12 protein-coding genes are annotated in these 11,973 nt (G+C 46.2%); 3 read left to right on the top strand and 9 right to left on the bottom strand.

The window, feature by feature from the left end:
* Nucleotides 1-1,465, bottom strand: a 1,465-nt coding sequence (locus tag ACYVGO_RS03295) for a DUF4011 domain-containing protein (RefSeq protein ID WP_460967792.1), incomplete at its 3' end; no start/stop codon positions are given.
* Nucleotides 1,466-1,647: 182 nt separating this feature from the next.
* Complete coding sequence (locus ACYVGO_RS03290; RefSeq protein WP_460967530.1) at nt 1,648-2,709, bottom strand: TerC/Alx family metal homeostasis membrane protein; 1,062 nt, start codon at nt 2,707-2,709, stop codon at nt 1,648-1,650.
* 143 nt (nt 2,710-2,852) lie between these two features.
* Between ACYVGO_RS03290 and ACYVGO_RS03285 the strand changes: the two genes are divergently transcribed.
* Nucleotides 2,853-3,593: a glycosyltransferase family 2 protein gene (locus ACYVGO_RS03285; protein WP_142770413.1), complete on the top strand. Its 741-nt coding sequence runs from the start codon at nt 2,853-2,855 to the stop codon at nt 3,591-3,593.
* A 92-nt stretch (nt 3,594-3,685) separates the two neighbouring features.
* On the opposite strand, the gene lpdA is transcribed toward ACYVGO_RS03285, so the two are convergent.
* Nucleotides 3,686-5,086, bottom strand: a complete 1,401-nt coding sequence (lpdA, locus tag ACYVGO_RS03280; protein WP_460967529.1) for a dihydrolipoyl dehydrogenase — start codon at nt 5,084-5,086, stop codon at nt 3,686-3,688.
* 186 nt (nt 5,087-5,272) lie between these two features.
* Here lpdA and prfB point away from each other — a divergent pair.
* Both prfB and ACYVGO_RS03270 read left to right on the top strand, forming a co-directional pair.
* Nucleotides 5,273-6,350 (top strand): peptide chain release factor 2 gene (gene prfB / locus ACYVGO_RS03275; protein ID WP_142770411.1). Its coding sequence is split into 2 segments (ribosomal slippage): nt 5,273-5,332 and nt 5,334-6,350, totalling 1,077 coding nucleotides; the frame shifts between segments, so codons are not numbered across the junction.
* Between the two features lie 121 nt (nt 6,351-6,471).
* Nucleotides 6,472-7,170: an SGNH/GDSL hydrolase family protein gene (locus ACYVGO_RS03270; RefSeq protein ID WP_460967527.1), complete on the top strand. Its 699-nt coding sequence runs from the start codon at nt 6,472-6,474 to the stop codon at nt 7,168-7,170.
* Here the strand turns inward: ACYVGO_RS03270 and ACYVGO_RS03265 are convergent, their stop codons facing one another.
* The 6 genes from ACYVGO_RS03265 to ACYVGO_RS03240 form a co-directional block, all read right to left on the bottom strand.
* The gene (locus tag ACYVGO_RS03265) at nt 7,171-7,869 is read right to left on the bottom strand and encodes a DUF2306 domain-containing protein (protein ID WP_460967525.1); all 699 of its coding nucleotides are present in this window, start codon (nt 7,867-7,869) and stop codon (nt 7,171-7,173) included. It abuts the gene before it with no gap.
* A gap of 136 nt (nt 7,870-8,005) precedes the next feature.
* Nucleotides 8,006-8,902, bottom strand: coding sequence for a LytR/AlgR family response regulator transcription factor (locus ACYVGO_RS03260; RefSeq protein WP_460967524.1), 897 nt, complete (start codon nt 8,900-8,902; stop codon nt 8,006-8,008).
* A gap of 6 nt (nt 8,903-8,908) precedes the next feature.
* Nucleotides 8,909-9,532, bottom strand: a complete 624-nt coding sequence (locus tag ACYVGO_RS03255) for a rhomboid family intramembrane serine protease (protein WP_142770408.1) — start codon at nt 9,530-9,532, stop codon at nt 8,909-8,911.
* 73 nt (nt 9,533-9,605) lie between these two features.
* Nucleotides 9,606-10,577 (bottom strand): polyprenyl synthetase family protein, encoded by a 972-nt coding sequence (locus ACYVGO_RS03250; protein WP_460967522.1) that lies wholly within the window; start codon nt 10,575-10,577, stop codon nt 9,606-9,608.
* Between the two features lie 63 nt (nt 10,578-10,640).
* Nucleotides 10,641-11,465 carry a hypothetical protein gene (locus ACYVGO_RS03245; protein ID WP_460967520.1) on the bottom strand — a complete coding sequence of 275 codons (825 nt, stop codon included), beginning with the start codon at nt 11,463-11,465 and terminating at the stop codon, nt 10,641-10,643.
* Nucleotides 11,466-11,534: 69 nt separating this feature from the next.
* Nucleotides 11,535-11,969, bottom strand: coding sequence for a nucleoside deaminase (locus tag ACYVGO_RS03240; protein ID WP_460967518.1), 435 nt, complete (start codon nt 11,967-11,969; stop codon nt 11,535-11,537).
* Nucleotides 11,970-11,973 lie beyond the last annotated feature (4 nt).

Here is an 11,973-nt window from a genome sequence, read left to right as displayed (position 1 = left end):
TGCTCAAACCGCCCAGATAGCCCTTGTTCACGAAGTCCATAAGCCCCAGCCGCTGTTGATAAGCGGAATAATCTATCAACCTCCGAACAAAGTTATCCACATTCGACAAGTGAAATTGTGGATAAATATCATCCAGTGGGATTACGGGGGCCATTGGATTGCAGGTTAAATAGAGCTCTTTAGCAGATACACCACTCTCTGTTGTATCAAAAAGGGACTGTTTGAACACCTGTAATTCAGCAACTGTCTCATCAATCCGGCGACTTTCCACATCGAAATCACGCTCGAATAGAACTGCATTTAAACTGTTGTTTTGTTGGCGATAGGCTTCAATCTGGTTGATCTGATTGGCAATTTGCGCATATAATGCACGGCGATCATCCTGAAAATCGTGAATCAAGGCCAGAAACGGTGCCATACCCACCTGCCGAAGGCGCTCCTGCACTACATCGAGTGCAGCGCGTTTCTGACATACTAATAATACACGCTTACCCGACGCAGCCGCATCAGCCATCAAATTCGCAATCAGTTGCGACTTACCCGTACCCGGTGGCCCCTGCACTACCAACGACTGACCAGCTTTCACCGCTCGTACTGCGGCCTCCTGTGAGGCATCCATCGGCAAGGGAGTGTGAATATTTCGTTCTGGGAGGAAGGACGCAGGGAGCAGGGAGCCAGGAGCAGGGAAAAGGAATGAAGGAAACAACTCTCTAGCGTCAGCTTTAGCCTCCTCGACCAGAATCTTCTCCTCTGCTCCATGCACCTCGCTCCGTGCGATAAGGGCATCGTAATCCGGCACCAGAAATGAACCCGCTTGTGGAAAAATACCTACAACCGCTTCGGGATATAGCTTTAATTCGCCAGTACGTTCGAGTTGAGCGAGATCTTTGGTGGTTTGCTTGTTAAAAAACTGGAGCTTATCAGCAAATAAATCGGGGTTGAAATTGACTTCAAGTGGGGTGGTTTTAAGCCATTCATACAATTGGGTTCGAAACGCAATGGGGTCTCGATCAAACTCATCCATTGTTTTTTCAATGAGTTCATCAGGCAATTTCACCTGGTTAAACTGGCCATATGCCAAAGCCAGCGTTGGATTCAGAAACGCTAACTCATCGCCCCGGCGCGTGAGTTTCCAGAATTTCCCTTGCTGTTCAATCTGTACGGGGAAGAAAAGTAGCGGCCCATGAACGACTGTTTCGTCCAGAAACTTGCCTTTTACAAATGGCCACCCAACGTATAAATCTTCGGTTCCCCGCTCCTCTTCAATAAATCGCGCCGTACGGTCAATCCGACGAAGTTTCCGGCTTACTTCATTACTACGTTCCTGGCGTGGATCGAGCACCTCACATAAAGCAACCGACGGTTTACGGCTAATCAGATCAGTGATGATGTTAAAGGCCGGTTTGTTGAGCAGAAAATCCGTTTCCTGCAAATCCAGAAACTGTCCGGCAGGCAAGCTTGTCAGTAGTAGTGAACGGTTACGACTACTCAGGTTAGTTAAGCGTCGGCGAAAGGTTTTTAGAACAGTCTGAACAGGAATTTTCACAGGATTTGACAGATTCACAGGATTATAACGTTTGGCAAGGTAAAAAATCCTGTGAATCTTTTAAATCATACGAATCTGATCTCAGATTGTGTTCATAAGGGCTAGCTATTCTCTTTCTTTTCGGGGATAAGCCACGAAGCCAGAATACTGACGCCCAGGATACCGATAATGATATAGAGCGAATAAGCAGGCTTAAATCCCAATTCTGCTAACCAGTGCTCAGCCAACATTTTAGCACCAATAAACGTCAGTAAAACCGCCAAACCCACTTTCAGGAAACGGAATTGGCTCATAATACTCGACAGGAAGAAAAACATAGACCGCAGTCCCATGATGGCAAACACATTCGAGAAGAAGACAATGTAGGGGTCCTTGGTAATCGAGAAAATGGCCGGAATGGAATCAACGGCGAAAACCAGATCGGTAAATGCGACAACGATCACGATCAGGAATAAGGGAGTTACAAACAGTTTCTTATCTGACTTCCGGCGGACAAAGAAATTATCTGTTACGTTACGATGATAGACGTTCAGGTACTTGCTGGCAAACCGAATTACGGGATGTTTCGAAGGCTCGATTTTTTCATCCTCGTCTTTCTGAAAAAACAACTGGACTCCTGTATACACCAGAAAAGCGCCAAATAGATACATGATCCATTCAAACCGCTGAATCAAGGCAGAACCCAGAAAAATGAAAATAAAACGTAGTATAATTGCACCCAGAATACCCCAAACCAGAATCTTTTTGTAATACCGTTCGTGAACGCCAAACGAACTGAATATCAGTATAAATACAAAAATATTGTCGGCAGAAAGAGAATACTCAACCAGGTAACCCGTAATGTACTCTAAAGCCATATTGGCCTGAAAGCGCTCTAAACTGGCCGCAAAATTGCCGGGAACAAATTTAACATGATCGGCATAGAGATCACGTACTTCCTGAAGGCGGGCAAATGAGTCGATACCATGAACCAGATAACCGTAATATTGCAGAAAAAAATAAAAGCCAATAGACAAGGCAACCCAGATTGCACTCCAAATGGCGGCTTCTTTGAATTGAACAACATGGCTTTGCTTCTTGGAGAAAACGCCAAGGTCAACTATCATAATGAGAAGGACAAAAACGGCAAAGGCAAGAAAAAATACGGTTTCGCTGGAAAACATAATTGCTAAATATACAGCCAATTAAGGCCCGGATCTGGTGATGCTGTAGGTTAAACAACAAATCTACACCCAATATGGTGAAGGAAATGGCTGCAATTGCTAAAAATATTGCCACAACAATACCCACCTCTTAATTTTGCTTCATGTTTAATAATAAAAAAGTGATTGTGGTTATGCCCGCCTATCGGGCAGCCCTAACGCTGGAACGTACCTACCGTGAAATTCCACTTGACTTAGTTGATGATGTTATTTTAGTGGATGACGCCAGCCCCGACAATACGGTTGAGGTGGCTAGAAATCTGGGCATTCGCCATGTTATTCGTCACGATCGAAATAAAGGCTACGGGGGCAATCAGAAAACCTGCTACGCTAAAGCCATTGAACTCGGTGCCGATATTGTAGTGATGCTTCACCCCGATTATCAATATACGCCTTTGTTGCTCCCTGCTATGATTACCATTATTGGGAATGGGCTGTATCCGGTTGTATTTGCCTCACGCATTTTGGGTAAGGGCGCTTTAAAAGGCGGTATGCCGATGTATAAATACATTGCTAACCGATTCCTGACCCTCACCCAGAACATACTCATGAACCAGAAGCTATCGGAGTACCATACGGGCTACCGGGCATTTTCGGGAGAAGTACTTCGTAATCTGGACTTTACCCATAACTCCGACGATTTCATTTTCGACAATGAAATGATTGCCCAGATTTTCTACAAGGGCTACGAAATTGGCGAAGTAACCTGTCCTACAAAATATTTTGACGAAGCCTCATCCATCAATTTTCGGCGTAGTTCCATCTACGGTCTGGGAGTTCTGCGCACTTCCCTGTTTTATTTCTTTACAAAGCTTGGGTTGATGCACTGGAAGATTTTAAAATAAATGGATAATGTAAAATGCACAATGAATAATGAGTGGCTATAGGTTACCAGTACCTCATCATTATTCATTGTGCATTTTACATTATCCATTTATTACAAGTGAATCGCTTCGCCGTAAGCAGCTTCGGTCGCATCTTTAATGGCTTCCGACATGGTTGGGTGCGGGTGAACCGTCTTCAGGATTTCTTCGCCCGTTGTTTCCAGTTTACGGGCGGCTACTACCTCAGCAATCATTTCGGTTACGTTGGCACCAATAAAGTGAGCGCCTAAGAATTCACCATATTTAGCATCAAAAATAACTTTCACGAAACCTTCCGGCGCGCCAGCAGCTTTTGCTTTACCCGACGCCGAGAAGGGAAACTTACCCACCTTCAACTCATAGCCAGCCTCGCGAGCTGCTTTTTCGGTGTAACCAACTGATGCAATTTCGGGGGTGCAGTACGTACAGCCTGGAATATTGTTGTAATTCAGTGGCTCTACGTGGGGTAAGCCTGCAATTTTTTCAACGCAAATAATAGCTTCTGCTGAGGCCACGTGCGCCAGCGCCTGACCTTTTGTTACATCGCCAATAGCATAATAACCTTCAACGTTAGTCCGGTAATAATCGTCGGTTACGATTTTGCCCCGATCAACGGAAATTCCGGTTTCCTCCAGTCCCAGGTTTTCAATGTTGGCAACAACGCCAGCTGCCGACAGCACGATGTCGACATCAAAGGTTTTCTCCCCGTCTGGTGTCTTCACAAATACTTTACAGCCGTTGCCGGTGGTATCTACTTTCGTTACTTCTGATTTGGTGTAAATATCGATGCCAATCTTTTTGTATTGCTTAGCCAGCTCTTTCGAGATGTCTTCGTCTTCAACGGGTACCACGTTTGGCAGAAACTCGATAATCGTCACTTTAGTACCCATACTGGCGTATACGTAGGCGAATTCAACCCCAATTGCCCCAGAACCGATCACCAGTAAACTGTCGGGTTTCTTGTCGAGTGTCATGGCTTTACGATACTCAATCACTTTATTGCCGTCGATGGGCACACTCGGTAATTGGCGGGCACGGCCTCCGGTAGCAATAATGATGTGTTTGGCTTCGTACTCAGTAACTTTCCCATCAGCAGCCGTTACGTCGATCTTCTTACTGGGCTTTACCTTACCAAAACCATTGATCACATCAATTTTATTTTTTTTCATCAGGAACTGAACGCCCTTGCTCATGCTCTCGGCTACGCCCCGACTCCGCTTGATAACCGCTCCAAAATCAGCTTTCGATTCGCCCGAAACGGTGATTCCGTAATCGGCAGAATGCTTGATATAGTCAAAAACCTGCGCTGATTTAAGCAGGGCTTTGGTTGGGATACAGCCCCAGTTCAGACATATGCCGCCAAGGCTTTCGCGTTCAACAACGGCGGTTTTTAAACCCAACTGCGACGCCCGGATAGCAGCTACATAGCCGCCCGGCCCGCTACCCACAACGATTACATCGTACTGTGAAGCCATTAGTTTTTAAGAGAATGTATAATGAAAAAATGTATAATGTCCTTGACTACAGAACGCAAAGGTAGGGCGAAAAGTTGATACCGAAGGCAAACCCATTGTCCACCTCCTTTTGTTCTATCTTTGTGAGAAAGGTCAGGAAAACGACTTTTACCATTATTGTATTAATTAAACGAATACGACAAGTTCATGACAACCGACCAGTTGACCGACTTGAGAGCCAGAGTAGAGGCTCTAAGGGGGTATCTTTGACTACGATGCAAAGAAAGAACATTTAGCAGAACTCGAGCAGCAGACCTTCCAGCCTGAATTCTGGACTGATGCTGCCCGAGCCGAAGGCGTTATGAAGCAGGTTCGCGCCCTTAAGGGCTGGACCACCGGTTATGAAAAACTAAACAGTCAGTTCGGTGATCTCGAAACACTGTTTGAATTTTACGAAGCAGGTGATGTGAGTGAAGAAGAAGTGGACGAAGAAGGCCGTAAGTTATCGGTTACACTCGACGACCTCGAACTCAAAAAAATGCTTGGGAACGAGGAAGACCAACTCAGCGCCGTACTCGAAATAAACGCCGGAGCGGGCGGAACAGAGAGTCAGGACTGGGCCGAAATGCTGTACCGAATGTATATGCGCTGGGCCGAAAAACACGGCTACGGCCTGAAACAGGTTGACTATCAGGATGGTGATACGGCCGGAATCAAATCCGCCACGATAGAGGTAGATGGTCCACTGGCTTACGGTTTCCTGAAGTCGGAGAATGGTGTTCACCGACTAGTACGAATCTCACCCTTCGATTCCAATGCACGGCGCCATACCTCCTTTGCGTCGGTTTATGCGTACCCATTAATTGACGACACGATTAACATTGAGGTGAATCCAGCTGATATTGACTGGGATACCTTCCGATCGGGTGGTGCTGGTGGACAGAATGTGAACAAGGTAGAAACAGCTGTCCGGCTGAAGCATAAGCCATCGGGATTAATCATCGAGTGTCAGCAGGAACGGAGCCAGTTGCAGAACAAGGAAGTAGCGATGCGCTTGCTGAAATCAAAGCTCTACGAAATTGAAGTCCAGAAACGGAACGCAGCCCGCGCCGAAGTAGAAGCCAGTAAGCAGAAAATTGAGTGGGGCTCGCAGATACGTTCGTATGTATTAGATGATCGGCGGGTCAAAGATCACCGAACCGGTTACCAAACCTCTAATACTGAAGCCGTTCTGGATGGGGATATTGACCCATTTATCAAGGCGTTTTTACTCGAGCAGGAGTAAGTCTGACCGCGCGGGCGGCCCCGCCAGGATTTTTATGATTTAAATGATTATTATGATTTTGTAGCTAAATCTGAAAATAAACTAATCACGTTTATTTCATTCTAAATATTAGCTCGAAATCATGGCAATCAATAAAATCATACAAATCCTGGTTCTGAACTTTTTTTTGGCATGCACCCAACCCAATATGATCGAGAACCCGAAGGCCGACGCGTCGAAATACAGTTTCCTATCACTTGGGGATTCATATACCATTGGGGAGCGTGTTTCGGAAGCCGATCGTTGGAGTGTCCAACTCGCAGGCCTGCTCCGCAAAGATGGTCTGGATATAGCAAATCCTGATATAATAGCCCGAACAGGCTGGACAACAGCCGAATTACAGGACGCCATAAAAGCCAGTGGAAACCAGAAAACCTATGATCTAGTCTCTCTCTTGATCGGCGTTAACAATCAATACCGGGGTCAGAGTCAGGAACGTTACCGTACTGAGTTTCGGGAACTACTACAAACGGCTACAAAATTCGCGGGGGGAAAAACAGCCCACGTATTGGTGCTCTCAATTCCCGATTGGGGCGTGTCACCATTTGCTGCGGGACAAAATAAAGCCAGTATTGCCCAGGCAATTGATCAATTCAACGCGATTGCTAACGAAGAATGCGGAAAATTGGGCATTGCTTATATCGACATTACGCCCCTAAGTAGATCCGCTTCCGGCGACGAGACTCAGTTTGCCTCCGATGGCCTGCACTATTCAGGTAAGCAAATGAAGCAATGGGCTGAGAAAGCATTGGCAACAGCTAAAGAGTCCTTGCAAAAATGATCAGGCCACTACGGGTGTCTTCGCTACACTAAATTTCTTCTTATAATAGCGTACTGTGCGGCTAATTACCATAGCGCCGAGGATACTGGGTGCAATCCAGCTGAGTGTAGCGGCCCATTCAGGCGCGTTGGCGGGTAATATACGAGCCATATTCGTGACTAAAGCCGCTGTAAATGTGGCAATGTATGAGCCGCCCATGCGTGTGAAATGCTGAAAGAACCAATGCATTTTCTCGGTAGGACGATTCATAAATCGAATATCTCGGCCGGCAAATGTTAACGTCAAGAGTCCGAAAAAAGAGAATAAAATCGGGAAAAAAGATGCCCCATTTAACACCAGTAAATAGACTCCAAATCCGATCATTCCTACACTTACCAACAAGGTGATGAAGGTAAGTCCTTTATCAACTGGCGTTGGACCTGTTTTTTTCTGCTTTGTTGCCCGCCAGCCCGTCATGCTCAGGTAGAAACTAAAGATGGCAATACCAGTCAGGAATAGCCGCATCATTTTGAAGGGTTGCAAGGCGCATAATAGCAGAGCCGTAAGGGCAACCGTAATCATGCAATACACATAGATGAGTCCGGTACGGTTGTGCAACTGACTCCCTTTTTTAGAGAACATGGGAATCAGGCCAACCAATAGGGCCGTAACACCAGTGGCTATATGAATAATGAGCAGAGCAATAATCAGCGTTTTCATGGCCGTTTGTGGGTTTGTCGTTTGTTGGGACAAACCTACATCAACCCGTTAGCTCGCTGCAACTAAAAGGGATGAACAGCACCTTTAGGGATGTTTGGTACCTAAAACCGGCATCTGGGGTGAATGGTGGGGTGTTTTACAAGGTTTTTAGTTCAGCCACCAGCGTCTCGTTATACTGCCGCGCCACCGGTATCTGAAACTGTCCATCCAGTAAGTGAAGCTTGTACCCTTGCGCATTGCCCGTTACGCGCTCAACCCGGTTCAGGTTAACAACATACGAGCGATGACACCGAACAATGTGCGGTTTCGCTATCTGCTTTTCCAGCCGTCCCAGGCTACTTCGTAGAAGCGGTTTAACAGGCTGGCCATTTTTAAGGTGAACGACAGTGCAGTAGTTATCGCTGGATTCGATAAAAATCAGCGATTCGGCCGATAGTACCAGTTTGTCTTTTTCATTATCCGCAACGAGTGTTACTGTAGTACCAACTATTTCTGTGGGGACAATAGTCGATGGACTGGCATTCGTGAGTCCCTCTGAAGGAGGTATATGAATTGGCAAATCGGCCGCGGCCTGGCTGTATTTCTTGAGTTGCCTTATATAGTTAAGTAATACCAGACCCGTAATTGGAAAAATTCCAATCAGAAAGGTCACTAAAATCATCTTTATCCAGCTTAAACCACTTTGTTCTTCATGGCCTAATAATCCTATCAGATACAGTCGGTTTGCAATAGCAATTAGCAGAACATTGATGGTTACGAATACAATTTCTCGCCTAACAGTCCAGTTCTGATCGCCGAAAAACCCAGGAAAAAGCCGCGGCCAGCCTATGAAGTTTACCGCTGTGATAACAAACGCAACGGCGCCAAACCCAAGTACCTTGAGTACCTTATAGGGAGTCTCCCATAAATTGATGCCAAACGGCTGAAAAACGAGCAGAAACAAGCCAACAAATACCCCAATCACAGCGGCCTTACGCAATTCCTGCACAGGCGCGTTTGTAGACGGATATGGCTGGTTAAACAGACTGAACATGGTAAATTAAAATAATCGCCAGCCAGCTATCTGTTCAAAAAAGTCAGGCAGTACTTGCGGGTATACGATAACCATGAACAAGATACCAAATAGTGCTCCGTAGAAGTGGGCATCATGGTTAATATTACCTGCCCCACGACGAGATTCATAGTAGGAATAGGCCAGATATAAGGGGCCAAAAATGAATCCGGGAATCCCAATTGGGATAAAAAACAGGTAGATAGGCGTTAACGGGCGAAATAGAATTGCGGCAAAAATAATGGCCGATACGCCCCCAGACGCACCCAGCGAATTGTATCCCGGATCGTTTTTATGCTTCAGAAGCGTAGGAATATCAGACACCAAAATGGCAGCTAAATAAAACCCAACTAAATAGATCGGCCCACTGCTTGCAAATAAGTAATTAAATAATTGCTCAATAAATCCACCAAAGAAGTAAAAGCTGAGCATGTTAAAAAACAAATGGCCCCAATCCGCATGCAAAAAACCCGACGTAATCAGTCGATAGTATTCTCCGCGGCTTGCCACCCGGTAAGGATTCATAATCAACCGATCCATCAGGTTGTAATTATTCCAGGCCGCAATACTGATCAGGACCGTAATGACTATGATAATAAGGGTTATGCTCATGTAGATTGATTTACGATTTACAATGTGCGAATTACGATAGCTGATTTATCGTAATTCGCATGTCGTAAATCAGTTAGCTTTCGCGTTCAACTAATTGATGGGTAAACTGAATCAATAAATTCTTCCGGTCAGATCTGGCATTAACCTGATCGAAGTTGGAAAATCCACGAGCAAAGTACTCGTTAATTCGCGCTTCGGTTTGTTGACGAATACCTAGTTGATCGTAGATGGCAGTCACGGCCTGCACTTTTTCGCTTTTGTCGAAACTTGTTTGGGTTAGCCAGTTCGTTAACTCGTCCCGAACGGCCCCTTTCGCTTGCTGAAGTGCTTCGATCAGTAGAAAGGTTTTCTTATTCGCGATAATGTCGCCCCCAACTTGTTTACCAAACTTGGCGGGGTCGCCGTATACATCCAGCAAATCATCTTTTAACTGAAAACCAACACCAATGTTCATCCCACCTTCGTACAGGTGACGAGTGGTTTCAACATCAGCACCGCCAATTAAGCCACCAAGCTCAAGCGCGTAACCCAGCAAGACCGATGTTTTCAGGCGAATCATATCAATGTATTCAGCTTCGGTAACATCCCAGCGAGTTTCAAAATTCATATCCATTTGCTGGCCTTCGCACACCTCGGCAGCAGTCCGACTAAAGCGTTCCAAAGCAGGCTTTAGTTTATCCGCTTCAACGGTCAGCAACAGTTGATAGGCATTCACCAGCATCACATCGCCCGACAAAATGGCCGTGTTCCCATTCCATTTTTCATGCACAGTCGGGTTCCCCCGACGTAATGGGGCCTGATCCATAATATCGTCGTGCATGAGCGTGAAGTTGTGAAAAACCTCTACTCCCAAGGCTGGCCGAATAGCCTTTTGCCAATCATCGGTGAATAAGTAAGTCGACATGAGCGTCAATAACGGACGCATGCGCTTACCGCCGAGACTCATAATGTATCGAATGGGGTCATAGAGTTCGGGCGGATATTGCCCGTATTGAATATACTGGAGTTCGTTTTGAAGGGCATCAACAAAAATAGCTGGACTCATTCGGTTGAGGGAGGCATCACTGCCGGGTTTTAGGCCAAAATTACAGCAAAAGCCCCCAAAAGCCTAACGACCAATCTGTCGGCGGTAACTACGTTGGCCTGGCGTGATAATTACGAATACCAGACGCCCCGTTAGTGTAAAATACCCGTCATTTTTACCCGTATTACCCCGCTGTTCGCCGGGTAGGTTAAGTGGAGTGCCCAGTTCGGCCCGCCGATCAGATAAAGCAGCGGCTAATGGACTCATGACGCTTCGGTCAGCATAAACCGAACTAACATCGTCCAGATAGTCGCTCAAGACGTGCGTGTAGGCGCCCTCCAGGTTAAACCGAAATCGCTCATTAGCCAATAGAGGCAGGCCAAATCCATAGCGAATGATGCCCGTCAATTGGTTATAGTTCACACCTTCGGTCTGTAGTATAGAAAGACCGTATAATTGACCCTGATATACGGCCTTCGGCCTCATATAAGTAATACCCACACCTGCCAGTACATAGGGAATAGTGGCCTTGTAAGGGTCATTTACAGGCCATAAATCAACTTGAACACCCGCCCAAACGTCGGGATTCAAGCTTTTGAATGAGAGATTATTGTAGTAATTGCGGGTATATTTTTGCTGAGCATAAATGTAGTAAAGCTGCACCTCCGCCCGATAGGAAAGCTGTTGCGAAACCCGATAGGCCGCAGCCAGGTTAACGGCAGCCCCCAATTGCAAATGGGCTACATTTCCAAATTCACTCAAATCACCGGTATACCGTGTTGTACCCAAACCCGCGTTGAGTAGCCAGGTTCCAGGCTTTTCACTCCAAATTACCGATCGCTGCGCCTGTAGCTCAACAGCAAGAATACAGCTCGCCGTTAGGGCGATAAAAAAGACAGGAAAACGCACAGGGTCAGTTGATTACGGTAGTGGCATATGTGACGTATCGTGATTGGATAGGTAACATATGCCACTAACTCATAACTCCCCGATGTCTTCATTCCAGAGCGTTGGTTTCTCAGTAATGAATTGATTCATCATCTCAACGCATTCGGGCAAATCGAGGTCGATTACTTCTACACCATGCTGCTCCATAAACTCCCGCGCTCCTGGAAACGTCCGCGATTCGCCAACAATTACTTTCGGAATTTTGAACTGCACAATCGTACCAGCGCACATGTAGCAGGGCATAAGCGTCGAGTAAATGACCGTATCCCGAAACGAGCCAACACGGCCTGCATTATTCAGGCAGTCCATTTCGCCGTGCAGAATCGGATTGTCTTCCTGCACACGTTTGTTGTGCCCGGAGGCAACCAACTTACCATTTTTAATGAGTGTCGAGCCGATGGGAATACCGCCTTCGCTCAGGCTTTTCCGGGCCTGATTGATGGCCTCCTGCATAAATTCGTCCATGGTG

This window comes from Spirosoma migulaei (assembly GCF_054776855.1).
The sequence above is the reverse complement of the archived record's forward strand: the minus strand, read 5'-3'. Positions and strand labels throughout refer to the sequence as shown.

Excerpts from the sequence above, each read along its gene's own strand:
- ACYVGO_RS03290 (WP_460967530.1), bottom strand. The coding sequence starts at position 2,709 with ATGTTTTCCAGCGAAACCGTATTTTTTCTTGCCTTTGCCGTTTTTGTC.
- ACYVGO_RS03285 (WP_142770413.1), top strand. The coding sequence starts at position 2,853 with ATGTTTAATAATAAAAAAGTGATTGTGGTTATGCCCGCCTATCGGGCA.
- lpdA (WP_460967529.1), bottom strand. The coding sequence starts at position 5,086 with ATGGCTTCACAGTACGATGTAATCGTTGTGGGTAGCGGGCCGGGCGGC.
- ACYVGO_RS03270 (WP_460967527.1), top strand. The coding sequence starts at position 6,472 with ATGGCAATCAATAAAATCATACAAATCCTGGTTCTGAACTTTTTTTTG.
- ACYVGO_RS03265 (WP_460967525.1), bottom strand. The coding sequence starts at position 7,869 with ATGAAAACGCTGATTATTGCTCTGCTCATTATTCATATAGCCACTGGT.
- ACYVGO_RS03260 (WP_460967524.1), bottom strand. The coding sequence starts at position 8,902 with ATGTTCAGTCTGTTTAACCAGCCATATCCGTCTACAAACGCGCCTGTG.
- ACYVGO_RS03255 (WP_142770408.1), bottom strand. The coding sequence starts at position 9,532 with ATGAGCATAACCCTTATTATCATAGTCATTACGGTCCTGATCAGTATT.
- ACYVGO_RS03250 (WP_460967522.1), bottom strand. The coding sequence starts at position 10,577 with ATGAGTCCAGCTATTTTTGTTGATGCCCTTCAAAACGAACTCCAGTAT.
- ACYVGO_RS03240 (WP_460967518.1), bottom strand. The coding sequence starts at position 11,969 with ATGGACGAATTTATGCAGGAGGCCATCAATCAGGCCCGGAAAAGCCTG.